Source organism: Adhaeribacter pallidiroseus (assembly GCF_003340495.1).
GTDB lineage: Bacteria > Bacteroidota > Bacteroidia > Cytophagales > Hymenobacteraceae > Adhaeribacter > Adhaeribacter pallidiroseus.
This window is the reverse complement of record NZ_QASA01000001.1, coordinates 4,893,913-4,918,176: the sequence shown is the minus strand read 5'-3', so window position 1 is coordinate 4,918,176 and position 24,264 is coordinate 4,893,913. Positions and strand designations below refer to the sequence as shown.

General features: G+C 40.6%; 16 protein-coding genes. 9 read left to right on the top strand and 7 right to left on the bottom strand.

Going from position 1 to position 24,264, the window contains the following annotated elements; genetic code table 11:
* The 5 genes from AHMF7616_RS19605 to thrA all read right to left on the bottom strand — a co-directional run bounded on the left by AHMF7616_RS19605 (position 1) and on the right by thrA (position 7,132).
* Positions 1-1,185 (bottom strand): 2-isopropylmalate synthase, encoded by a 1,185-nt coding sequence (locus AHMF7616_RS19605; protein ID WP_115374422.1) that lies wholly within the window; start codon positions 1,183-1,185, stop codon positions 1-3.
* A 452-nt stretch (positions 1,186-1,637) separates the two neighbouring features.
* The gene (thrC, locus tag AHMF7616_RS19600; RefSeq protein ID WP_115374421.1) at positions 1,638-2,939 is read right to left on the bottom strand and encodes a threonine synthase; all 1,302 of its coding nucleotides are present in this window, start codon (positions 2,937-2,939) and stop codon (positions 1,638-1,640) included.
* A gap of 39 nt (positions 2,940-2,978) precedes the next feature.
* Complete coding sequence (locus tag AHMF7616_RS19595) at positions 2,979-3,416, bottom strand: nuclear transport factor 2 family protein (protein WP_115374420.1); 438 nt, start codon at positions 3,414-3,416, stop codon at positions 2,979-2,981.
* A gap of 115 nt (positions 3,417-3,531) precedes the next feature.
* Complete coding sequence (locus AHMF7616_RS19590) at positions 3,532-4,464, bottom strand: homoserine kinase (protein WP_115374419.1); 933 nt, start codon at positions 4,462-4,464, stop codon at positions 3,532-3,534.
* A 223-nt stretch (positions 4,465-4,687) separates the two neighbouring features.
* Complete coding sequence (gene thrA / locus AHMF7616_RS19585; protein ID WP_115374418.1) at positions 4,688-7,132, bottom strand: bifunctional aspartate kinase/homoserine dehydrogenase I; 2,445 nt, start codon at positions 7,130-7,132, stop codon at positions 4,688-4,690.
* A 1,195-nt stretch (positions 7,133-8,327) separates the two neighbouring features.
* On the opposite strand from thrA, the gene AHMF7616_RS19580 reads away from it, so the two are divergent.
* The 8 genes from AHMF7616_RS19580 to ilvA all read left to right on the top strand — a co-directional run bounded on the left by AHMF7616_RS19580 (position 8,328) and on the right by ilvA (position 19,206).
* Entirely contained in the window at positions 8,328-9,752 is a 1,425-nt protein-coding gene (locus AHMF7616_RS19580; RefSeq protein ID WP_115374417.1) for an MBOAT family O-acyltransferase, read from the top strand.
* A 2-nt stretch (positions 9,753-9,754) separates the two neighbouring features.
* Positions 9,755-10,708, top strand: coding sequence for a hypothetical protein (locus AHMF7616_RS19575; protein WP_115374416.1), 954 nt, complete (start codon positions 9,755-9,757; stop codon positions 10,706-10,708).
* A gap of 859 nt (positions 10,709-11,567) precedes the next feature.
* Positions 11,568-13,271, top strand: a complete 1,704-nt coding sequence (gene ilvD / locus AHMF7616_RS19570; protein ID WP_115374415.1) for a dihydroxy-acid dehydratase — start codon at positions 11,568-11,570, stop codon at positions 13,269-13,271.
* A 144-nt stretch (positions 13,272-13,415) separates the two neighbouring features.
* Positions 13,416-13,994: an O-methyltransferase gene (locus AHMF7616_RS19565; protein WP_115374414.1), complete on the top strand. Its 579-nt coding sequence runs from the start codon at positions 13,416-13,418 to the stop codon at positions 13,992-13,994.
* A 140-nt stretch (positions 13,995-14,134) separates the two neighbouring features.
* Positions 14,135-15,880 (top strand): biosynthetic-type acetolactate synthase large subunit, encoded by a 1,746-nt coding sequence (ilvB, locus tag AHMF7616_RS19560; protein WP_115374413.1) that lies wholly within the window; start codon positions 14,135-14,137, stop codon positions 15,878-15,880.
* 140 nt (positions 15,881-16,020) lie between these two features.
* Positions 16,021-16,584, top strand: coding sequence for an acetolactate synthase small subunit (ilvN, locus tag AHMF7616_RS19555; protein WP_115374412.1), 564 nt, complete (start codon positions 16,021-16,023; stop codon positions 16,582-16,584).
* A gap of 150 nt (positions 16,585-16,734) precedes the next feature.
* On the top strand, positions 16,735-17,781 hold the full coding sequence (gene ilvC, locus AHMF7616_RS19550) for a ketol-acid reductoisomerase (protein WP_115374411.1): 1,047 nt from the start codon (positions 16,735-16,737) through the stop codon (positions 17,779-17,781).
* A gap of 150 nt (positions 17,782-17,931) precedes the next feature.
* Positions 17,932-19,206, top strand: a complete 1,275-nt coding sequence (ilvA, locus tag AHMF7616_RS19545) for a threonine ammonia-lyase IlvA (RefSeq protein WP_115374410.1) — start codon at positions 17,932-17,934, stop codon at positions 19,204-19,206.
* Between the two features lie 911 nt (positions 19,207-20,117).
* On the opposite strand, the gene AHMF7616_RS19535 is transcribed toward ilvA, so the two are convergent.
* Complete coding sequence (locus AHMF7616_RS19535; RefSeq protein ID WP_115374408.1) at positions 20,118-20,960, bottom strand: sugar phosphate isomerase/epimerase family protein; 843 nt, start codon at positions 20,958-20,960, stop codon at positions 20,118-20,120.
* Positions 20,961-21,263: 303 nt separating this feature from the next.
* On the opposite strand from AHMF7616_RS19535, the gene AHMF7616_RS19530 reads away from it, so the two are divergent.
* The gene (locus tag AHMF7616_RS19530) at positions 21,264-21,653 is read left to right on the top strand and encodes a response regulator (protein WP_115374407.1); all 390 of its coding nucleotides are present in this window, start codon (positions 21,264-21,266) and stop codon (positions 21,651-21,653) included.
* A gap of 14 nt (positions 21,654-21,667) precedes the next feature.
* Here the strand turns inward: AHMF7616_RS19530 and AHMF7616_RS19525 are convergent, their stop codons facing one another.
* Positions 21,668-24,226 (bottom strand): ABC transporter permease, encoded by a 2,559-nt coding sequence (locus AHMF7616_RS19525; protein ID WP_233507664.1) that lies wholly within the window; start codon positions 24,224-24,226, stop codon positions 21,668-21,670.
* Between the last annotated feature and the right edge of the window lie 38 nt (positions 24,227-24,264).

Below are 24,264 nucleotides of genomic sequence, written 5' to 3'. Positions count from 1 at the left end.
TTAGCTGTTGGTTTTAACAGCGGCTTGTTCCCGTTTAGTTTCCAGTTTTCCAAAAAGCTCGGTTAAATGCTCGTCCTGAATAACTTTTAACTCATCCGCCATCACCAGGTAGTCGGGGTATACTTCGTCAATGTCTTCTTTGGTAACAAAGTAACCCAGATTTTCTAAACGGTGCTTTAAGGCGGCTCTACCACTACGCGCCGTTAAAACAATAGAAGAATCGGCCACACCTACATCATGCGGATCAATTACCTCGTAGGTTTCGCGGTGTTTCAGGAAGCCATCCTGGTGAATACCGGAAGAGTGCGCAAATGCGTTGTCGCCCACAATGGCTTTATTCGGCTGTACGCGCATGCGCATCAACCGAGATACCAACCGGCTGGTGGGATAGATACGCGGCGTGTTTATGCGGTTAAGTAATTCCAGTTCTTTGTGACTTTTCATAATCATCACCACTTCCTCTAGCGAGGTATTCCCGGCCCGTTCGCCGATGCCGTTAACGGTACACTCAATCTGGCGGGCACCGTTAATTACCCCGGCAATAGAGTTGGCCGTAGCTAAGCCTAAATCGTTGTGGCAATGCACCGAGATAATAGCTTGATCGATGTTTTTAACGTTTTCTTTTAAATATTTTATCTTCGCACCGTAATCCCAGGGTAAGCAATAGCCGGTAGTATCAGGTATATTTACCACGGTAGCGCCCGCCGCAATTACAGCTTCAACCATTTGCGCCAGAAAAGGCAGATCAGCCCGGCCGGCATCTTCGGCGTAAAATTCAATTTCTTCTACAAATTGCTTGGCGTATTTTACCGCCCATACGCCGCGTTCCAGTACATCTTGGCGCGAAGTGTTAAATTTATACTGAATATGCATATCAGAAGCGCCAATGCCCGTGTGGATGCGTTTACGCTTCGCGTATTTCAACGACTCCACGGCACAGTCAATATCTTCTTTTTTGGCTCGGGTCAGCGCGCAGATTACCGGCTCCGAAACCGCCTTGGATATTTCGATAATGGAAGTAAAGTCGCCGGGGCTGGAAATAGGAAAACCTGCTTCGATAATATCTACACCTAGTTCTTCCAGGGCTTTGGCTACTTCAATTTTTTCTTTGGTATTTAACTGGCAGCCAGGAACCTGCTCGCCGTCGCGTAACGTGGTGTCAAAAATATGGACCTTGTCGCTCATGGTAGAAAAATGTTTAAATGTATTAAAACAACAGAAGCCGGCACGTTGCCAGGCTTGATCAGCAGTTCCAGAAAGGGCGGTTCTGCTCAGAATTATAGTTCAGAAATAAAACCGGCATCACCATCTATTTTCTGAAAAACGGCTGCTCTGTTATTTTCTTACAAACCCGAAGAAAAATCTTAACTAAAGCCGTTTATTAAAGATGCGTAATTTTTTTAAAAATATCCAAGCTTAACTAGTAAAAATAATTTGCTCTCCCCAGTTTATTGAAAATTTTAAATTTATTTACAAAATTTTTGTAAAATCTATAATGATATCGGATTTGCCTCATCCCCCGGCCCCTTCTCCGGTAGAGAAGGGGTGCCAGTTAAGATAAAAAGGAGTGCTGGTTAAGGTAAAGTAAATTTTTAAAGTTCCTCTCCACCGGGGAGGGATTTAGGTTGGGGCAGGTTCTACGCCCGGGCTAACAGCCAAGTTTTTAAATCATTATAATCGTGACTCATGCGGGTAGATTGCTTGGTCTTTTGCATGACGGCCTGCAGGTTTTCCGGTATCGTAACTTTTTGCCCGATAACTTCTTCTACCACATCTATAAATTTGGCTGGGTGCGCGGTTTCCAGGAATATCCCAATAGCATCTGGTTCCATAGCCAGGTAATCGCGGATGGCACCGTAGCCAATGGCGCCGTGCGGGTCCAGAATATAGCCGTGATTTTCGTATACTTCGCGCATCAGCATTTTGGTTTGCTCATCGGTAAAGCGGTAACCAATTACATCTTCCCGCATAGCATCGCCATTTTGGTTGTATAGTTCCATCAGGCGCACGAAGTTGCTGGGGTTTCCTACGTCCATGGCGTTAGAAATAGTTTGGGTAGAAGCTCTTGGGTTGAAATTGCCGCTCGTTAAAAACTCCGGAACAATGTCGTTGATGTTCGTGGCCGCAATAAATTTAGCTACCGGCAAGCCCATGCGTTTAGCCAGTAAACCACCGGTTAAATTGCCGAAGTTACCGCTGGGAGTCGCAAATATAACGCGCTCACTCAAATGCTTTACCTGCGCATACGCGTGAAAATAGTAAAACGATTGCGGAATAAGCCGGGCAATGTTGATGGAGTTAGCCGAGGTTAATTGCATCCGCTGGTTTAGTTCCTGATCCAGGAAAGCTTGTTTTACCAAACGCTGGCAATCATCAAAAGTACCGTCAATTTCCAAAGCCGTAATGTTCTGACCCAGCGTGGTTAATTGTTTTTCCTGAATGTCGCTTACCTTGCCATGGGGGTATAGAATGACTACGTTAATGCCAGGCACACCTAAAAAGCCATTAGCTACGGCACTACCCGTATCGCCGGAAGTAGCTACCAGGATAGTTAATTCTTTATCACTGTCTTTTACAAAGTAGGCCAGCAAGCGGGCCATAAACCGGGCACCTACATCTTTAAACGCGGAGGTTGGTCCGTGAAATAACTCCAGGGTATGTATACGGCCATGCACCGGCACTACCGGGATAGGAAAATTCAAGCTTTCTTCTACAATTTCCTGCAAAACACCTCTTTCGATCTGGCCGCGCAACAGCGTGGCTGATACATCTAAGGCGATTTCGGGTAAAGATTTTTCCTGAATAACCTCAAAGTAGCTGTGGGGTAACTCCGGAATTTGTAAAGGCATAAAAAGACCGTTATCATCGGCTAAGCCTTTGGTAACGGCTTCGCGCAAACTGACGTGCGGGGTTTGCTGGTTGGTACTGTAAAAAGACATTTATTATTGCGTATTAAATTACTAAATTTTTAAATTTTTCTATTCCAAGGATATATTACCGCTGGTATATTTTACCGTGTATTTAAAAGCGGTAATCCGCCAACCATATCCGGTTAAAGATAAGTTTATATCGTAGCTTCCCACAAATTCACGAGTTTTACCTTGCGTGGCGGCGGCTTTGTAATGACTAGCAATAGCATAGCAAAAAACGGTGGCGGTGTTCTCTGTTGCAGTTACTAAAAAGTTGCCACTCTGGTGATGTATCGCATCTATTCCTTTAAATCCGGCATCCCACATGGCACAGATATCGGCAGAGGTTTTCTCGGCGGGTTCACCAGCGCCTAACGAAGACATATCGAATAAAACCTTGTGGCCAAAAATTTCTTCCTGAATCTTCTGCCATTCCCGGGAATCAGTGTATACAAACAACTTGTTTACTATTTCTATCAGTTGTTCTCTTATAGTAAAGGTGCTCATGGTGGGTAGGTTTTAGGTAGTAGTAGTAGGTTGTAAGTGTTTGGTTTATTAAAATCAGAGAAGCAGATTTTGCTTAATTATTGTTTACTGATAACTAGCAACCAACAACCAGCAACTAAATCACCTTTGGCCCTTGGCTATTTACTTTCGATACGTAATCAATATTATCAATTTCGTAGCGGGTAAAAGCTTTTTTCATGGCGGATGCAATCTGATTCGCTTCTTCCTGGGAGCGGCTTAAGGCAAACATGCTGGGACCAGAACCGGAAATGCAGCAACCCAAGGCACCTGCTTTCAAAGCCGCTTCTTTTACGGCATCGTACCCCGGAATTAAAATAGAACGGATGGGTTCAATAATAGCATCTTCCAACGAACGACCTATTAACGCGTAATCGCCTTTCATTAAACCGGCAATTAAACCGCCTACGTTGCCCCATTGTTTTACGGCATCTTTCAGCGAAATGCCCTGGCGCAAAATTTTACGGGCATCCTCCGTCTTTACTTCAATCTGCGGATGAATAATGGTGCAGTATAATTCTGCGGGATACGGAATAGAAATAATATCCAGGGGAGAGTAGGACCGAACTAATACAAAACCACCCAGCAGTGCAGGGGCTACATTATCGGCGTGGGCTACACCGCAAGCAGCCTTTTCGCCTTGCATGGCAAATTGCACCAGGTTTTCTTTGCTAAGCGGGTTGCCCAGTAATTCGTTTACGGCAAACACACTGGCGGCGGCACTCGCCGAACTGGAACCAATACCACTGCCAGGTTTTATTTTTTTAGTAAAGATAATTTCAAATCCCTGCTCCGAGCCCAGATGCGCTAAATAGGCTTGCAGCGAAACTACAGCGGTGTTTTTGTTTACATCCGCCGGAAACACCGTGTCTTTGGTTTGGTTCAGTACGGTAATACCGGGCGCATCTTTTAAACGTACCTGAATTTCATCGCCCGGATGATCAAGGGCAAAACCCAATATATCGAACCCGCAAGCTACATTGGCTACGGTAGCCGGTGAGAATATTTTAATGCTGTTACTGTCTGCCATGAGAATATGTGAAAACCCCTCCCCCTGCGGGACCTCCCCTAAAAGCAGGGGAGGAGATGCCGCCATGGTTCTAAAGAAAAGCTGGTACTCATTTTTTAGAACTTTCCGCCTAGGTTTAAGTAGAACAGGGTAAATTTTTAAATTTTTAACTATTTACTGGATCGAATATAATTACTTTAAAAAGACACTTTCTATTTTTAGTCTAACATCCAGTATCTAACATCTAATTCGCAATCCGGATAATATCGGCAAATACGCCGGCAGCGGTTACTTCGGCACCCGCCCCGGAACCTTTTACAATCAGCGGCTGCGTTTTGTAGCGCTCGGTAGTAAACAAAATAATATTATCAGAACCGGAAACCGAGTAGAACGGATGGCTTTTATCTACCTCCCGTAATTCAATGCGGGCTTTGCCGTCTTCCCACGAAGCAACTAAACGGTAACCTTTACCTTGGCTTTCCACTTCGGCGCGTTGCCCTTCAAACGTATCTTCGTACGAACGCAGGTTCTGCCAGAATTGGTCCATGGGGGAGTCTTGTAAACAGTTAGCTGGTAAGAAGGGTTTTATATGCACATCTTCCAGTTCCAGATTATCACCGGTTTCGCGAGCCAGAATCATAATTTTGCGGGCTACATCTTTGCCACTCAAGTCAATACGCGGATCGGGTTCGGCGTAACCTAAATCCATGGCTTCCTGTACTACGGTACTCAGTTTTTTATCGGCACTTACGGTGTTAAACAAATAATTCATGGTGCCCGAGAAAATACCTTCTATTTTATGAACGGTATCGCCGCTCCGGATTAAATCTGTTAGGGTACTAATAATGGGTAGACCGGCACCTACGTTAGTTTCGTATAAATATTTTACTCCGCGTTTAGCAGCTAAGGTTTTTAATTCTTTGTAGGTGTGGTAATTACTGGAGGCCGCTATTTTATTAGGTGTTACAATCGAAATGCTGCGTTCCAGTAAAAACTTATAGGTAGCCGCTACATCCGGATTAGCGGTGCAATCTACAAATATGGCATTCGGTAAATTTAACTCAGCCATCCGCTCCACAAAAATCTCAATATTCGACTCTTGCCCTTTTTGCTCAAATATTTCTTCCCATTGTGCCCACGGAATACCCTTTTCATTAAATACCGCCTGCTTACTGTTGGTAAGGCCAATCAGTTTAATATCAATAGCTAAAGTTTTGTATAAATTAAACGCTTGATTTTTAATTTGTTTTAATAAAGTAGCGCCCACCGTACCGGTCCCTACCACAAATAAATGCAGGGTTTTTATGTCGGAAAGGAAGAAAGCTTCGTGAATGGTATTTAAAGCTTTTTCTTCATCTTTCTTTTGAATAACGCAAGAAATATTGAGCTCGGAAGTGCCCTGGGCTATAGCAATTATATTAATACCATTGCGGCCCAACGAACTAAATAATTTTCCGGCAATACCTGGGGTGTTTTTCATATTCAAACCTACTAAAGCCAGAATAGCTAAATCGTTTTGAATATTTACTTTATCCACAATGCCCGCCTGTATCTCTAACTGAAATTCCTGTTCTATGGCTAGTTGGGCCCGCGTTGCATCGCGTTGATTAATACCTACGGTAATCGAGTGTTCTGAGGATGCTTGGGTAATTAAAATAACGTTTACCTTTTGGTTGGCCAAAGCGCCAAAAAAACGCATGGCTATACCACTGGCACCCACCATACCGCTGCCCGAAATGGTAAGCAAAGCGATGTTCTCGATGGAAGCAATGCCTTTTACGGGCGCTTCGCTCTGTCGCGGGTTTTGCGTAATTAAAGTACCAGGTGCCGCCGGTTCAAACGTGTTTTTTAACCGAATCGGAATTTTCTTGCTTAACGCCGGCTGAATGGTAGGCGGATAAATGATTTTCGCTCCAAAGTAAGATAGCTCCAAGGCTTCTTCATACGACAACTCTTCAATCGGAATGGCATTTTTTACGCGGCGCGGATCGGCGGTCATCATGCCGTTTACATCGGTCCAGATTTCCAGGCTCGCCGAGTCGAGCGCCGCTGCTACAATAGCTGCGGTATAATCGGAGCCGCCCCGGCCTAAAGTAGTTGTTTCGCCGTGTTCGGTTGTGCCTACAAAACCTGGAATAACGGGCAACTCGTTGGTATTAGTTAAATACTGCTTAACGCGGGCATTCGTTACCTCAAACTTTACTTTAGCATTACCATAAGTACGGTCCGTAATAATTAGTTGGCGGTAATCGGCGGCAAAAGCCGGTACTCCGTTTTCCTTAAAAGCCTCGGCTATTAAATACGAAGATAAGCGTTCGCCAAAACTGGAAACAAAGTCCAGGGTTTTTAAACTTAATTCTTTTACCAAGTAAACTCCTTGTAAGATATCTTCCAGTTCATTCAGTAAAAACTTTACGTTGGCAATAATCGCACTTTGGCGCGTGGCGTGAATTAACTCTTTAACGGCCGTTAAGTGGCGTTCTTCTAATTTTTTAAGTTCTTCTTTATAAGCCAGATCGCCTTTTTCGGCTAACCGGCTGGTATTAATCAAGCTATCGGTAACACCACCAAACGCCGATACTACTACAGCCAATTCATTTACTGACGCGTGCGATTTAACTACAGCCAGTACTTTTAAGATGTTCTCCGGCGTACTCACCGAAGACCCGCCAAACTTTAAAACTATCATGCGATAATAAAAATATGCTAATGGATTGTTGGTTTCAACAGCGTTATGTAACTGCTAAAGCGCCATAAGGTAAGGTGATTTTATGGAATTAATGCTCTTTGATTTTTGCGAGGCGAAAGAAACTCTATAATTTTTAAAATTTCAAAACAAAGCAAAGAAAATTTTCAGCGTTTTACTTATTTTATTGATTTTTGTCTAAAATGGCAAATTTTTAATGAAGGCTTTAATTTAGGAACAGGCTACTATACGTTAGTTTATTCTATATAATAGGTTATTGATTCCTTGTTTATTTCTCTTTTTAATTAATGATGTAGGCTTTTGTTCCTAACAAGTATAGCTTGTAATTTACAATCTGTTTGTCAAAGTCAATCTACTTATACTCCTCATCTTGCTCAAGATTATATATTTGTTTTTGTCAAGAACTCCCATTTAAAAAGAGACTTGGGTAAAGCAGATTTTACAGCAGCTACAAATCCTGCAAATTCTATTATACCTTTTTCTTGCAAAGCTATAGATTTATTCTGCTTTAAGTAACTAGCTGCTGAATGTAAATATTTTAAAAATTTGATTTAAAGTTATAATATTTTCAATAATTGATTGATAATTTTTTTATATGGGTAATGTATGGTAATTTTGTTTGGAAATATTTAAAAATTGCTATGGTATTTATGTGCTATATAGATTCCATATTACTAACTCGTAATTTGCTGAGTGGTTTAATTAAGGTATTTAAGTTAAGTTTCTCATAATCAAAATGTAAATTTTTTAAACGAGATGATTAAAGCTAAATAAGCATTTTTAAGTGTATAGCAAATTCTTGTCAGCAGTACATTCTCCATCAACTATTCTGGCTGTTTTCTAAAGTAGAGTATTTCTGCTGAGTTACCTTATTTTATGGTTACAGGTAAAATCGAGAGTATGCATCGTAAGGGTTGAAGAACTTAGTAATAGGGCCGAATTTAGTGCAATTAGTTCTAAGAGATATAAGTTATATTCTAAAAATTATTAAAATATATATAAGTTTGGCAATTTATTTGCTAAGAGCCTCTCCTATAAATGAATTTAAATATTGTAAATAGTCTATCTATTAGCGTGTAATTAGTTCTGTGAAGGAGAATGCCCGATATTCCACTGATTTTGAAGTTGATCTTAATTTAAATGTACTATAACATAAAAGCTTTTTACAGTATCTATTATGCTCTTTAATTCTTACGACTTTCTAGTATTCTTTACGGTAGTACTTACCTTGTACCACTTGCTGCCCAGTAAATTCAGGTGGTTTATGGTGCTAATTGCCAGTTTGTATTTTTATATGAGCTGGAAATGGCAATACATCTTTATTATGTTTTTTCCGGCCACCATCGACTTTTTTGTTGCTAAAGGCTTAGAGAAAACAGCAGATATAAAAAGAAAAAAGTTACTCTTAAGTATTAGTTTAATCACGAATTTGGGGCTACTTTTTTACTTTAAGTATTATAATTTCTTTATTGATAGCATTAATTCTAGCGTTTCTTTATTTGGTTCCAGCTTTTCTTTGCCTCTGGCTAACATCTTATTACCAATTGGTATTTCTTTTTATACGTTCCAAAGCATCAGTTACACCGTAGAAGTTTACTACGGTCGCCAAAAAGCGGTACAAAATTTTTTCCGATTTTCCCTGTTTGTCTCTTATTTTCCCCAACTGGTAGCCGGCCCAATTAACCGGCCGCAAGTACTGCTTCCCCAACTGAGCAACATGAAGCCTTTGGCATCAGAAAACATTATAGTTGGGCTGCGGCTTATGCTTTGGGGATTATTTAAAAAAGTAGCCATCGCTGACCGTCTTGCTTATTTTGTAAATATCGTTTATAACGATCCGGATTCTTATCATGGCTTATCCGTAGTAATAGCCACTATATTTTTTGCTTTTCAGATCTATTGTGATTTTTCCGGCTATTCGGATATGGCAATTGGGGTGGCTAAAACAATGGGAGTAGATTTAGTTAAAAACTTTCGTACGCCTTATTTTTCTAAATCAATCAAAGAATTCTGGAGCCGCTGGCATATTTCCTTATCTACCTGGTTCCGGGATTATGTGTATATTCCTTTGGGTGGTAACCGGGTTTCCACGTCCCGCTGGGCTTTAAACCTCTTTATTACTTTTATGGTTTCGGGTGTATGGCACGGCGCTAGTTGGAACTTCGTGATCTGGGGCGCTATTCATGGTTTACTGAATGCCTTGGAAGCTCTTAATTCTAAAACGCATTTTATCCGGTTCTCTCTTCCGCCTTTATTAGCCAATATCTGGACCTTTACCATAGTATGCTTTGCTTGGATATTTTTCCGGGCAAATAATTTGCATGATTCTTTCTTACTTATCAATAATATGTTTTCGTTTGACTATTCTTTCCTGAAAGAAATGAAAGGATTGAGCGGAGTAAACTTATATAATTTAGCAGTTGGTTTTCCGCTGATTATATTATTGTTATTACTGGAGAAAAGCCAGGAGTTTAACTGGGCACAAAATCTGTTTTATTCTTCAAAGCCTTTACGGTACGCCTGCTATATTTCCCTGATAGTTTTAATAGCTTTCTTTGGTGTGTTGGTTGAGCAAAGTAGTTTTATATATTTCCAGTTTTAATCATGAAAAAGCTTTTTTTAAATTTATTTACGCTGCTTGTGCTTCTATATGGCTTTTTTTGGATACTCGATGAGGTTTTTACCCGGGTATACAAAAAAGGAGAATATACCAAAACGCAATGGATCTATAAAATGGAAGGGCAGCAGTTCGATTACGCTATTCATGGAAGTTCCAGAGGGTATACTACTATTGATGTTGGCGATATTAATAAAGCCACTCACTTAAAGGGTATAAATTTATCGGTGGATGGGGCCTACATCGCTGATCAATATCTTACTTTAAAGCTTTTCCTGGAACATGGGAATAAGATTAACCATTTGTACTTGCAAGTGGATCCTGTTTCATCCGGAACAGAGAAGATAAACAGTACTACTATTCCTAAATTTTTTCCTTATATAAAAGAGAAAGAGGTTTTTAATCATTTTAAACAATTTGGTTATATATGGTATGTTTACCGGTATGTACCATTTTATCGTTATGCGGAATATAATACCATCTGGGGAATACATCAATTCTTAAACGATTCCTTCCAATTATTTCCTAAAGAATATGATAAGTACGGCGGACGTTTTTATCCAGTATCCAATTATAAAAGGTCTTATAAAAAGCAGCAGGCATACGAGTTTGATTTAACAAATAACTATAAATATTTAAATAAAGTTATTGCTCTTTGTAAATCTAAAAATGTAAAGCTTACTTTATTTACTGCTCCTTACAGTAATGTGGCTGTTACTGAAAAGTACAAACAAAACGTTGAAGCATTTAAACAGATGATGAGCCGCAAAGGGGTTGATTATATTAACTATGCCACTATTTATAATAATGAACTAAATATGTTCTATGATGAAGTTCATTTAAATAAAAAAGGAGTTAAGACTTTTACCTTAGAAGTAAAAGAAAATTTGATCGAGCCTTCTTTTAAAACAGTAGAGTCAGCTTTTGTTAATCGTAGATAAGATTATCAAAATTAAATTTTCTTTACTTTAATTTTTCTTTAGACCGTTCCCTGATGAGTAGACAAAAACCCGGCGGCGAAAAGCTTCACTAAGCCTTTCGCCGCCGGGTTTTTGTCTACTGTGAATTAAAGGCTTTCTGGTAATTACAGCCGTTCTTTAGCATTACTTCACTGATGCTATTTATTTCAGATAAGCTGGCTATGTATATGTATTTCAAGGTTATGTGTTAAAAGGTTTTATTTTTCATCTGAAAAATTAGTAACAATGCTTAAAAAAGGAGTGGGAAATGGAGAATTTTAAAATTCAAGCAATAAATGAGTGTAAATTAATGCATGAATTTATACTTTAAGTAAGGGAGAAAGTAGATTTTATAATTTTGCAAAAAGAATCTGAATATTTTGAAATTTAATAAAAAACATATTTGTAAAAGCCTTTTGTTATAAAGATTATTAAGAATACGGGCTTTCCTTAATATAAATTAAGAAGCAGATTTAAAATATTTGAACAAAAATTGAAATCGTAATTTTTGGTTTTTAATTTTTGTTCTTTACATTAGCAACACTTTAAGCAAAATAATACTGAGAAAATTATATGTTGTTTACTTCATCTGTCCTGAACCGAATTATTTTTAGCGTCATTATCGACGCTAAACGATGGATGGTGTAATTTACTTTGATAAAATAGAAGCAGCGCCATTCCTTTAACAAGAATGGCGCTTTTTTTTAACTATAATGTTGAGAATAAGGCTGCAAGCGGAAGTAATTAATTCTGATTTTTAAAATTAATTGCTTTAAGAAGAAGATTCTTTCGTCAAAATAATCTTCTAAACTTTTAGATTTTAACTTTATAACTATTTAAAATGAGTACTACATTAAACCGTTACAGTTACCTCGTTACCCAGGAAGAAACCAATCCGGCGGCACAGGCTATGTTGCACGCTATTGGCTTAAGCAACGACGACCTGAAAAAAGCCCAGATAGGAGTGGTTAGCACCGGATTCGATGGTAACCCGTGTAACATGCACCTGAATGATTTAGCGAAACTGGTTAAAAATGGGGTAAATACTACAGAGGATGTACTTGGTTTAATGTTCCATACTATTGGGGTAAGTGATGGTATTTCTATGGGAACACCCGGCATGCGTTATTCTTTACCGTCGCGCGATCTTATTGCGGATTCCATCGAAACAGTGGTAAATGCCCAAAGCTACGATGGTGTAGTAGCGGTGGTAGGTTGCGACAAGAATATGCCCGGGGCACTTATAAGCTTTGCTCGCCTAAACCGCCCCGCTATTATGGTGTATGGTGGTACAATTGCCCCGGGTAACTACTGCGATGCGGCCGGTAAATTCACGGGTAAAAAATTAGATATTGTTTCGGCATTCGAAGCGTTGGGTGAAAAATACGCTGGTACTATTTCGCCGGAAGATTTTAAAGGAGTAATAGAACATGCTTGTCCGGGTGCTGGTGCTTGTGGTGGTATGTATACGGCTAATACTATGGCCTCGGCAGCAGAAGCCATGGGTATGACTTTGCCCTATAATTCTTCTAACCCGGCAATCAGTCCGGAAAAAGCAGAAGAATCGGTGCAGGCGGGTATTGCTATCCGGGAGCTCCTGGCTAAAGATATTAAGCCTTTGGATATCATGACCAAAAAGGCGTTTGAAAATGCCATGGTGGTGCTTACAATTTTAGGTGGCTCTACTAATGCGGTGTTGCACTTATTAGCCATTGCCAAAACCGCGGGGATAGACTTAACCATTGATGATTTTCAACGCATCAGCGACAAAACTCCGTTACTGGCCGATATGAAGCCCAGTGGCAAATACCACATGGAAGCCGTACACAAAATTGGTGGTATTCCGGCGGTAATGAAAATGTTATTGAATGCTGGTTTATTACACGGCGATTGTTTAACCGTAACAGGTAAAACCGTTGCCGAGAACTTAGCCAATGTACCAGACTTAACCGAAGGACAAGATGTAATTATGCCCTTAGATCAGCCTATAAAAGAAACGGGTCACATCCGCATTCTTTATGGCAATTTAGCCGAGCAAGGTTCGGTGGCTAAAATCACCGGTAAAGAGGGGGAAGTTTTCACCGGTACAGCGGTAGTATTCGACGGCGAATTTGAAGCCAACGATGGTATTTTATCAGGCCAGGTAAAAGAAGGTGATGTGTTGGTTATCCGGTACGAAGGGCCGCAAGGAGGACCTGGTATGCCAGAAATGCTGAAGCCTACTTCTTTAATTATGGGAGCGGGTTTAGGCAAATCGGTAGCCTTAATTACCGATGGACGTTTCTCGGGTGGTACCCACGGTTTTGTGGTAGGGCACATTACGCCGGAAGCACACGTGGGCGGTATGATTGGTTTACTCCAGAATGGTGATAAAATTACCATTGATGCCGTGAGCAATCGTCTGGAAGTAGATTTGAGCGAAGAAGAAATTGCGAAACGCCGGGCAGCCTGGCAGCCCCGGCCATTGCGCAAAAATTCGGGTATCTTGTATAAATACGCCAAATCGGTTTCATCGGCCTCCGAAGGTTGTGTTACCGATCGATAATTAATGATAAAGGAAATAAGCTTTTATAATGAAGGTAATTAAATTTATAAAAATTTAAAAATCGCATCTTCTTAAGGTGTTTACCTTTAATAAATCAAGAATCAGAAAAAATAAATTTAAAAAATAAGGTTAAAGCCAGTACTCATGTCAGACGAAATAAATCAGCCTTTGCCTAGCACTTACTTGGCAATAAACGAAGCTACAATTGCTGCGGGTTTTACCATGGCTTCGGAGGTACTGACTTGTTCTTTACTGCGTACCTTGGCCGCTACTAAACCAGCTGCTAAGTTTCTGGAACTCGGAACCGGAACGGGTCTTTCAACCTCCTGGATTCTGGACGGAATGGACCAAGACTCCACCTTAATATCTGTAGATAATAGTGCAGATTTTTTAAAAATTGCTCAAGATTTCCTAGGCCACGATGAGCGGTTGCAGCTTATTTGCTCAAATGGGGAGCAGTGGATGGAGCAAAATAAAGATCAGAAGTTTGATTATATTTTTGCCGATACTTGGCCTGGAAAATACTTTTTACTGGAAGAAGCACTGCAAATGCTGAATACCGGCGGGCTTTATATTTTAGATGATATGTTGCCTCAACCTAATTGGCCGGATGGTCATGATCAAAAAGCAATCAAACTCATTCAGGATCTGGATCAGCGAAATGATATAGTTTTAACAAAACAGATTTGGGCTACCGGTATTGTTATAGCGGTAAAAAAATAAAAATGTGGTAACGGATGAATTCTACTGGATTATAATTAGTTAGATATTTGGAAGGTGCTTTATAGTTAATTTAAAAATAAAAATATTTTAAGATTCTCCATTCCGCAAACGGGCTAGGAGTAGAATAAATTCAAAATGTTATGAACGCAGCAGTAGCAGAAATTACCGAAAAGGGAGAGCAAGCAGTAACAGAAAAAAAGATAGTAACAGGCGCCCAAGGTCTCCTACTTGCTTTACTGGAAGAAGGCGTCGATACTATTTTTGGGTATCCGGGTGGAGCTATCATGCCCATTTACGATGCGCTTTATGATTTCAAAGACCAGTTAAATCATTACCTGGTCCGCCACGAACAAGGCGGAGCGCATGCTGCTCAGGGTTATGCCCGCATTACCGGTAAACCGGGCGTTTGTTTTGCTACTTCCGGGCCGGGAGCTACCAATTTAATTACGGGTATTGCCGATGCGCAGATTGATTCTACGCCTTTAGTATGTATAACCGGCCAGGTGTTTTCGCATTTACTGGGTACCGATGCTTTTCAGGAAACGGATGTTTTGGGAGTAACCATGCCGGTAACCAAGTGGAACCTGCAAGTAACTCGTGCCGAAGAAATTCCGGATGCTATCGCTCGGGCTTTTTATATTGCTACTTCTGGGCGGCCTGGTCCGGTTTTAATTGATATTACCAAGGATGCGCAGAATGCCAAGTTTGAATATACCTACAAGAAATGTAAGCGCATTTCGAGCTATTATCCGGTCCCAAAACTAAACAGAAAAGCTATAGCAGAAGCTGCCGAGTTAATTAATAATGCCCGGAAACCTTATGTATTATGGGGCCAAGGTGTTTTATTATCTAATGCCCAAGAAGATTTAAAGGCTTTTATCGAAAAAGCGGGCATTCCTGCTGCCTGGACAATTTTGGGTTTAGCCGGTTTGCCTACCGATCACCCGTTAAATGTTGGTATGTTGGGCATGCACGGTAATTACGGTCCTAATTTATTAACGAACGAGTGCGATGTAATGATTGCTATTGGTATGCGTTTCGATGATCGGGTAACGGGTGATTTAAAACGTTATGGCCGGCAGGCCAAAATTGTTCACATAGAAATTGACCCAGCGGAGATAAATAAAAATATCCGGGTAGATGTGGCCGTAAATGCAGATGCCAAAGAAGCATTGCAAGCCTTATTGCCTTTAATTAATAAAAACCAGCACACCGATTGGGTTCAGAAGTTTAATGATTGCGCTAAGATTGAATTTGAAAAAGTAATGGCGCCCGAGATGTATCCGGCAGAAGGAAAGCTGAAAATGGCCGAAGCCATGCACCTTATCTCCGAATTGTCTGAGGGCAAGGCCGTAGTGGTTACGGATGTAGGCCAGCACCAAATGACCGCCATGCGTTATTATAATTTCAAAGATACCCGCCGAAGCAACATAACATCCGGTGGTTTAGGAACGATGGGCTTTTGTTTGCCTGCTGCTATGGGCGCTAAAGTTGGTGCTCCCGACCGGCAAGTAATTGCGGTAATCGGCGATGGTGGTTTCCAGATGACTATACAGGAACTCGGTTGCATTTTTCAGTACCAGATCGGGGTGAAAGTGGTTATTTTAAATAATAATTTCTTAGGGATGGTCCGTCAGTGGCAGCAACTTTTTCATCAAAAACGCTATTCTTTCACCGAAATGGTAAACCCCGATTTTGTAGGCATTGCTAAAGCTTACGGTATTGCTGCCAATAAAGTAACGGAGCGCGAAAGTCTGCAAGAGTCTATTCAGGCCATGCTGGATCACGAAGGTCCCTATGTACTAGAGGTAGTGGTAGAGAAAGAAGATAACGTATTCCCGATGGTACCTGCCGGCGATTCTGTGGCTAACATTCGGCTATCGTAATATCCTGTTCTATGGCCCTCCACCAACCGGAGAAGGAGTGCCCATACAATTTTTTAAATTTTTGCCAGTAGAGGAGGTTTTAGAGTAAGAAAAACGGGCGTAAAATAAATTAATACAGCATTAAGTATTTATAAATAGCAATGGCGATTGAAGATTATCAAATAGATTCAGGCGAGGAAAAAACCTTTACCATATTTGCATTTACCGAAAACAAAGTTGGTCTGCTCAACCGCATTACCATTATTTTTACCCGTCGACACATCAATATCGAGAGTATCACCGTCTCAGAGTCGGAAGTAAAAAATGTATACCGCTATACCATTATCATTAAAACTACCTACGCTCAGGTCGAAAAACTAGTAAAACAAATAGCTAAACAGGTCGACGTTTTGCGGGCTTCGTTTTATCCGGAAGAAGAAACCGTTTTCCAGGAAATTGCGATGTATAAAATACCAATGAGTTCCATGATAAATGGCAGCCAGGTAGAACAAATTGTGCGTGATAGCCATGCCCGCATTTTAACGGTAGATCCGCAGTACATTATTATCGAGAAAACCGGGCACATGGAAGAAACCCGCGAGTTATTTGAAAAACTATCTCCTTTTGGTATTCTGCAATTTGTGCGTAGCGGCCGGGTAGCCATCACCAAACACATGAAAGATTTAAGCACTTACCTGCGCGAACAGGAAGAAGCTTATTTGTGATTTAGATGTTCGGTATTCAATTCTAGATTGTTCAATTCTCTTTTAATGCGTAGCAGTATACCCTTTGATCAAACGCGAATATCGAATATCTAACGTCTAACATCCAGAAAAGAAACCTATTATAATAATCTATAAACTATTTAAAAAACAATGGCAAAAATCAATTTTGGCGGAACTGAAGAAAGTGTTGTAACCCGGGAAGAGTTTCCTTTGGAGCAAGCAAGAGAAGTTTTAAAAAATGAAACAATTGCGGTACTCGGTTACGGCGTGCAAGGTCCTGGCCAAGCATTAAACCTGCGCGACAATGGCTTTAACGTGATTGTTGGTCAGCGGAAAGATTCAAAAACTTGGGAAAAAGCTGTAAACGACGGCTGGGTACCCGGTGAAACTTTATTTGAACTGGAAGAAGCCTGTGAGCGCGGTACTATTTTGCAATTCTTACTTTCAGATGCCGGCCAGATTGCCGCTTGGCCGATGGTTAAAAATGCTCTTAAACCAGGCAAAACGCTCTATTTCTCGCATGGCTTTGGCGTAACTTTTAAAGAACGTACCGGCATTGTTCCTCCTACGGATGTAGATGTTATTCTGGTGGCTCCAAAAGGATCGGGTACCAGTTTGCGCCGCATGTTCCTGGAAGGCAAAGGTTTAAATTCCAGCTTCGCTATCTTCCAAGATGCTTCTGGTAAAGCCCGCGAAAAAGTAGTTGCTTTGGGTATTGGGGTGGGTTCGGGTTATTTGTTCGAAACTGATTTCAAAAAAGAAGTATTTTCTGATTTAACCGGCGAACGCGGTACTTTAATGGGGGCCTTAGCGGGTATTCTGGAAGCGCAATATAATTTGCTACGTAAAAAAGGGCATTCGCCTTCCGAATCGTTCAACGAAACAGTAGAAGAATTAACCGAAAGTTTAATTTTACTGGTAGCCGAAAATGGTATGGATTGGATGTATGCCAACTGTTCTACTACTGCCCAGCGGGGTGCTTTAGATTGGAAAGATAAATTCCGGGATGCGGTAGCACCTGTATTTGAAGAATTATACGAAAGCGTAGCTACCGGTAACGAAGCCCAACGCTCCATTGATACCAACAGCCAGCCCGATTACCGGGAAAAACTAGATGCTGAACTAAAAGAACTACGCGATTCCGAAATGTGGCAAGCCGGCGCTCAAGTACGTAAACTACGTCCTCAGAATAATTAATAATTGTTGTTTTACTCGTTGTTCAATCCCCATTTCAGAGAAGAATTTTTGCTTAAATCTACCATTAAATAAAGATTACGCAGGTTGTAAAATTCGCATCTGGAATTTGACGAACAACGAGTAACCAACAACAAACAACGAAGTAAAATTATGCCGGAAGAAGTTGCGGTGGAAAAGGCAACGCTGGTGCGAGCCGAAGATATAAAAGTAGCTGCTGCCCGTTTGCAGCAAGTAGTAAATCATACCCCATTACTGCGTAGTATCAACCTGTCAGAAAAGTATCGGGCCAACATTTACCTGAAACGGGAAGATTTACAGGTAGTACGGTCGTACAAACTGCGGGGTGCTTATAATAAAATCAGCAGTTTAACGCCGGAACAATTAGTAAACGGTATTGTATGCGCCAGCGCAGGCAATCATGCGCAAGGGGTAGCTTATTCCTGCCATAAACTCGGGATAAAAGGCCATATTTTTATGCCCGTAACTACCCCGCAGCAAAAATTAAAGCAAGTACAATTATTCGGGAAAGAGCACGTAGAAATAGTACTTACCGGCGACACCTTCGATGATTCGTACTTACAAGCGTTAGCCTACTCCAATCAAAATAAAACTGTCTTTATTCACCCTTTTGATGATTTACAAGTTATTGCGGGCCAAGGCACCGTAGGCTTGGAAATACTGGAAGCTGCTACTAAGCCAATCGATTTTTTGCTAATGCCGATTGGTGGTGGAGGCCTGGCCGCAGGCGTATCGAGTTATTTTAAAGAGGAAAGCCCCGAAACTACTTTAATTGGTATTGAACCCGAAGGGGCGCCAGCCATGAAAAAATCTATTGAAGCCGGCCGAAAAATAACGCTGGAACATATTGATAAATTTGTGGATGGGGCGGCGGTAAAATCAGTAGGTGAATTAACTTTACAGATTTGCCAGGAAAACCTGGATGAAGTAATTACGGTACCCGAAGGGAAAGTTTGCTCTACTATTCTGCAGCTTTACAACGAAGAAGCCATGGTGGTAGAACCGGCCGGGGCGCTAAGTATTGCTGCTTTAGACTTTGTACAAGACCAAATTGTTGGTAAGACGGTTGTGTGCGTTGTAAGTGGCGGCAATAATGATATTACCCGTACGGAAGAAATAAAGGAACGCTCCTTGCTCTATGAGGGCCTGAAGCATTATTTTATCGTTAATTTTCCGCAACGTGCCGGCGCATTAAAGGAATTTGTAAATTATATTTTAGGGCCTACCGACGATATAACCCACTTTGAGTATACCAAGAAAAACAGCCGGGAAAAAGGGCCGGCGTTGGTTGGTATCGAATTAAAAAGCCGGTCAGATTTTGATGCTTTAGTGCAGCGAATGACGGAACGTAACTTTAATTGCGAGTACATTAACAACCGGCCAGAGTTTTATCACTTTATTATTTAATAATACTATGTAAAAACTACCAAGTAGAAAATTAAAAATTTAAAAAATAGCTTTGGTGCAGGTAGCGCTAAAGCTATTTTTATTTTAAAATGTCCTGCATAGCAAGTTAATACTAGGAGTACCTACCTAAGTCGTTATGACCACTTATTGGGTAATACTTATAAACGCCACCGTAACTTTACGTGAGAAGCAATAAAAGCAATAAGTTAAATGTATCAGTATTAAATGAATTATATATAGTCACAATAGTTGTTATATTATGATAGTAAGGTTATATCATTAATTTGCTATGGAATTTTTAGGTGCGAGTCTCATGGTTTTTATGTATTCAATTTGGCTCGCATTTCCTTGTGGTCTTCTTCTAGCCGCTATCTTAGACAGAAAAGATGTCCACTTGTCAATGCTTAAGTTTATAGGAGCATTTCTGTTATTTTCAATAATAAGTAACCTTATTGTGGGTCTATTATTATCCGGCTATAAGAACGGGCCAACTTTTGAAATAATGATGATTTTATCGGTATTTCAATATACACCAGTGTTCTTTTGCAGTTTCAATTATGCAAGACGTAAAAAGCATCATTCTGGCGATTAGCTTAGTCTTGCAGCCTTATTTTTCTTACACACAAATCTTTTTCATTGTTTTCACCCGGTAGACAGCACCTCTACCTAGTCTTTTATTATATTCCGGTTCACACTTGTAAGTGTGTTTTCATTCCTCAGTAAAAATAGTTGTTTCCGTAATAACATTACTTTCAACCGGTAAGATTTTGCTTGCTCTTACAATATTTTTGTATAAAGTAGATATTTACTTAGTCAAACAAAGAAAGTTAGCTTCATGCAAAATGGCGTAAATAAAAGAGCCTTCTCAAATTGTAAGAAGGCCCCTAGTTGATTAAGGAAATTTAAAATTTCTATATTAATCGCATTACGCCTCTGGTATAACCTACCGATTCAGCTAAACCCGGTACAGGGTCATCGGCATTTTTCTCGTACTCCATAGAAACGCTGCCCGTGTATTTAATTTTTAGTAAAGCTTTCAAAAAGCCCGGAATATCAATTACTCCGCGCCCAATTTCGGTGGGCGTATCTTTTTCGGTATTGCCGGTTACGTCTTTAATATGTACATCGTACAGTCGGTCGGCAAAACGCAGCGTATCTTTAATGGGATCTAAACCAATGCGTTGGGTGTGCCCGATGTCAATGCATAAACCAATCCGTTTATCTAAATTTTTAATTTTTTCATAAACCGTTTCCGGGCTCGGATACACTTTATCACCCGGGCCATGGTTATGAATAGCTATCCGGATGTCGTATTCTTTTACTTTTTTCTCGGTATATGGTAATAATTCATGATTGGGTACGCCCACAATCATCTTTACGCCGGCATTTTTAGCGTAAGCAAAAGCCCGGTCTACTTCCTGCTCCGATTTCATGTAGATTACACCTACTCCATAAAGGTTAATGCCGGCGTTCCGCACTTTATCCGTCATTTCTTTTAACTCTGCGGGTGTAGCACTCATGGGTAAATGCATTTCTTTCAGCGATACTTCTTTCAGTTCCAGGCGTTGCAGAATCTTAATAGTTTCATCCAGACTAAATTTGTGTAAGGTGTAAGAGGCTAAACCTAGTTTTAGACGGTCTGTTTTTGATTTAACCGGAGTTTGCGCGGCTAAATTTTTAATTGAAACGGGTGCTAAGCTGGCCGCTAAGCCTAAACCAGCGGTTTTCAGGAAATCATTGCGGGTATATTTCATAGTATACAATTACAAAATTTTTAAGTGATTATATGTGGTGCTAAAATGTCTAAAGTAAGCGGTTGTTCTTGTAGTTGCAAGCCATTAGAGGGCAAATATTACCGGTAACGTTGCCAAAAGCAGAAGCGCTTTTTATTCTTTTAAATAATTAAACGGACTGTTTTTAAGAATTTTGTACATTATTCAGATAATAATTGGATACGTTTTTTTTAAATTTTTATAATTATTTAATCTAAAATCAACAATTAGTTAATTAGTTATCTTTACAATCAATTAAAAGCAGCATACATAATAGCAGTACTAATGGGCGAGTTACAAATTCTATTGGCCGAAGACAATAAGCTTAATCAATTGATGATCAGGAAAGTAGTAGAAGATTTTGGTTTTGCTTTAGATATAGTGGAGACCGGTAGAGAAGCCGTTGATAAACTCGCTAAGCAACATTATGATCTGATATTAATGGATGTTCACATGCCGGAAATGGATGGGTATACGGCTACCAAATACATCCGGGAAAATATGGGAAAAAAAAGTAATATTCCTATAATTGTGGTAACCAGCCCCAGTGATCGCAAAGAACATATTCAATCTTTGTTATTAGGTGCCAATACGTTTATCTCTAAACCAATAGATCCGGAAGAGTTATTTACAGAAATTACTACGTTGGTAATAAAGAATACGGTTTGGAATTGAGGATAGCTTTATAATTAAGCTACCTCGCTTCGTAGTACTTCTAAAGGCGGGCGATTTAATATGCTGCGGCTGTTAAATAAGCCGATTAATACAGTTAGTAGTGTTACAATTAAAAACAAAACTAATATCGGTGCCCAATTAGGAGTAAATGGTATCTCAAAAGAAAAATGAGCGAGTGCCCAACTTCCTCCCAGAGCCAAAATTAAACCGGTAGCTGCCGCTAAGGCTCCCAGAAAAAAGTATTCCAGCGCGGTAATTACTAAGATTTGCCGACGACTGGCTCCTAAGGTTCGCAGCAACACACTTTCCTGTACGCGCTGAAACTTACTAATCAGTACCGATCCGATTAATACTAATATGCCGGTAGCAATACTAAAGCCAGCCATAAACCGGATTACAAAAGCAATTTTACTTAAAATTTCGTCCAGGGTAGTTAAAATAAGGGCTAGATCAATAACCGACACATTCGGGAATCGTGTAACTAAGGCCCGCTGAAAATCGGCGGAGTTTTTATTGGAGCTTACCTGCGTGGCAATTACGTGAAACTGGGGCGCTTCTTCCAGAATTCCTTTCGGAAAAAGTACCAGAAAATTACTCTGAATTCTATTCCAATCTACTTTGCGCAAACTGCCCACAATGGTTTGCACCGGAGCACCTTGTACGTTAAATAGTAAGGTATCTCCCAACTTTACTTTTACCCGTTCGGCAAAATTTTCATCCAGCGATACAAAAATGGTGTCATCTAGACCAGTTGCCGTACCGTGCCATCTCCCTTTGGTAATTTTTTCTGAACCAATTAGCGTATCGCGGTAGGTAACGCGGTACTCGCGGGTAAATGCCCATTTAGGAACCTCCAATGTGCTGTCTTTGCTATATTCCGCATCGGTAAGGCCATTTATTTTTTCCAGGCGCATGGTTACAATAGGCACTTGCTGCATTAAAGGTAATTTATACTGGCGGGCCAAAGAAGCTACCTCGTCTTTTTGGGCAGTCTGAATATCAAACAACACCATATTGGGCTGGTTACCGCTCGCCGATAAAGTTACTCGGCCAATGAGTAAGCTTTGAATGAAAAATAAGGTAGCAATTAAACCGGTACCCAAACCAATAGCTACAATTAAAATAAGCGTTTGATTATTGGGGCGGTATAGGTTGGCAATGCTTTGCCGCCACAAGTAACTCCAGGATACCGGAAAAAATTTGCGAACCAGCCAAATTAGTAAAGTGGCCATGCCGGCTAATACCAAAAAAGCTAGAGCTAGTGCTCCGGTAAAATAAACTGCCTGTAATAGTGTATTCATTTGCAAAGCAGCAAAGCCCAATACAAAAAGAATGATGAAGCCATAAACTACCCAACGCCAGGCATCCGGACGTAGAGTCTCTGTTTCGAAAGAAGCCCGTAAAGTGTTAAGGGGCGATATATTCCGGATGGAAATTAAGGGTAGCAAAGCGAACAGGAAAGAAATAAAAAGCCCCGTGCTGATGCCCAGCAAAATAGCTTTCCAGGAAACACTTACCGTAATAGCCACCGGTAAAAAGTCAGCCAGTACTACCGGTAAAACCCGCTGTACTAAGGTGCCTAGAGCCGCACCGATGATTGAGCCCAAAAGCCCCATTACCAGGATCTGAATTAAATAAATATAAAAGGCTTGTTTACTTTGCGTACCTAAGCAGCGCAAAATAGCAATGGTTTGAATTTTTTCTTTAATGTAAATATGAACGGAACTGGCTACGCCTACGCAACCTAGCAACAAGGCAATGAAACCTACCAAGGTTAAAAAGCGCGTTAAATCGCCAAATGCTTCGCCGGTATTTTCTTTTTTGGATTCTACCGTTTCGTAATTAAGCCCGTCTTTTTCCAGTTTGGGCTCAATGCGTTTTACTAGTTTCTCTACATCGGTTTTTGGTGGGAATTGGTAGTAAAAACGGTAATTAATACGGCTGCCTTTTTGCATTAAACCCGTTCGATTTAAATATTCCATCGGGATGTAAACGGCTGGAGCCATACTAGCCGCAATACCCGCCTGACCCGGAATTTTGTTTAATTCGCCAACAATTTTAAAAGTAAGATCGCCAATTTTCACGGAATCTCCTGGTCGGGCATTAAACTGCAACAGCACCGTTTTATCAACTAAAGCATTTTGTCCGTTCCGGAAATTCTGGCTAGCAGCAGCAGGCGTGGTTTCGATGGCTCCGTAAAAAGGATAACTGCCTTGCAAAGCTCGAATCTGAACGAGCCGAGTACCCCCATTTTTCGGAAACAAAATCATAGAGGCAAAATAACTTTCCTGGGCCTGCTTTCCGCCTAAGTTGCGCAGGGTTTGCTGCATGGTTTTTTGCACCGGCTGATTCGTATAAATGCCTAAATCCGCTCCCAGCAAAGTTTTAGCCTGGGCATCAATGTCATCGCGTAAATTATCACTGAACGACTGAATCGCCACCAAGGCCGCAATACCCAGAATAATAGACGATACAAACAATAGCAGCCGCGAACGATTCCGGCGACTATCGCGCCAAGCCATGTTTAGCAGCCACTTTGGTTGTAACGTTGGTTTTATAAGAGTTCTATCCATGTTGGGAGTATCAGGTATTAGGTAGCAAGTATTAAGAT

Excerpts from the sequence above, each read along its gene's own strand:
- AHMF7616_RS19595 (WP_115374420.1), bottom strand. The coding sequence starts at position 3,416 with ATGAGCACCTTTACTATAAGAGAACAACTGATAGAAATAGTAAACAAG.
- ilvB (WP_115374413.1), top strand. The coding sequence starts at position 14,135 with ATGAACGCAGCAGTAGCAGAAATTACCGAAAAGGGAGAGCAAGCAGTA.
- ilvA (WP_115374410.1), top strand. The coding sequence starts at position 17,932 with ATGCCGGAAGAAGTTGCGGTGGAAAAGGCAACGCTGGTGCGAGCCGAA.
- AHMF7616_RS19580 (WP_115374417.1), top strand. The coding sequence starts at position 8,328 with ATGCTCTTTAATTCTTACGACTTTCTAGTATTCTTTACGGTAGTACTT.
- AHMF7616_RS19575 (WP_115374416.1), top strand. The coding sequence starts at position 9,755 with ATGAAAAAGCTTTTTTTAAATTTATTTACGCTGCTTGTGCTTCTATAT.
- AHMF7616_RS19590 (WP_115374419.1), bottom strand. The coding sequence starts at position 4,464 with ATGGCAGACAGTAACAGCATTAAAATATTCTCACCGGCTACCGTAGCC.
- ilvN (WP_115374412.1), top strand. The coding sequence starts at position 16,021 with ATGGCGATTGAAGATTATCAAATAGATTCAGGCGAGGAAAAAACCTTT.
- thrC (WP_115374421.1), bottom strand. The coding sequence starts at position 2,939 with ATGTCTTTTTACAGTACCAACCAGCAAACCCCGCACGTCAGTTTGCGC.
- AHMF7616_RS19605 (WP_115374422.1), bottom strand. The coding sequence starts at position 1,185 with ATGAGCGACAAGGTCCATATTTTTGACACCACGTTACGCGACGGCGAG.
- AHMF7616_RS19535 (WP_115374408.1), bottom strand. The coding sequence starts at position 20,960 with ATGAAATATACCCGCAATGATTTCCTGAAAACCGCTGGTTTAGGCTTA.
- AHMF7616_RS19565 (WP_115374414.1), top strand. The coding sequence starts at position 13,416 with ATGTCAGACGAAATAAATCAGCCTTTGCCTAGCACTTACTTGGCAATA.
- thrA (WP_115374418.1), bottom strand. The coding sequence starts at position 7,132 with ATGATAGTTTTAAAGTTTGGCGGGTCTTCGGTGAGTACGCCGGAGAAC.
- AHMF7616_RS19530 (WP_115374407.1), top strand. The coding sequence starts at position 21,264 with ATGGGCGAGTTACAAATTCTATTGGCCGAAGACAATAAGCTTAATCAA.
- AHMF7616_RS19525 (WP_233507664.1), bottom strand. The coding sequence starts at position 24,226 with ATGGATAGAACTCTTATAAAACCAACGTTACAACCAAAGTGGCTGCTA.
- ilvC (WP_115374411.1), top strand. The coding sequence starts at position 16,735 with ATGGCAAAAATCAATTTTGGCGGAACTGAAGAAAGTGTTGTAACCCGG.
- ilvD (WP_115374415.1), top strand. The coding sequence starts at position 11,568 with ATGAGTACTACATTAAACCGTTACAGTTACCTCGTTACCCAGGAAGAA.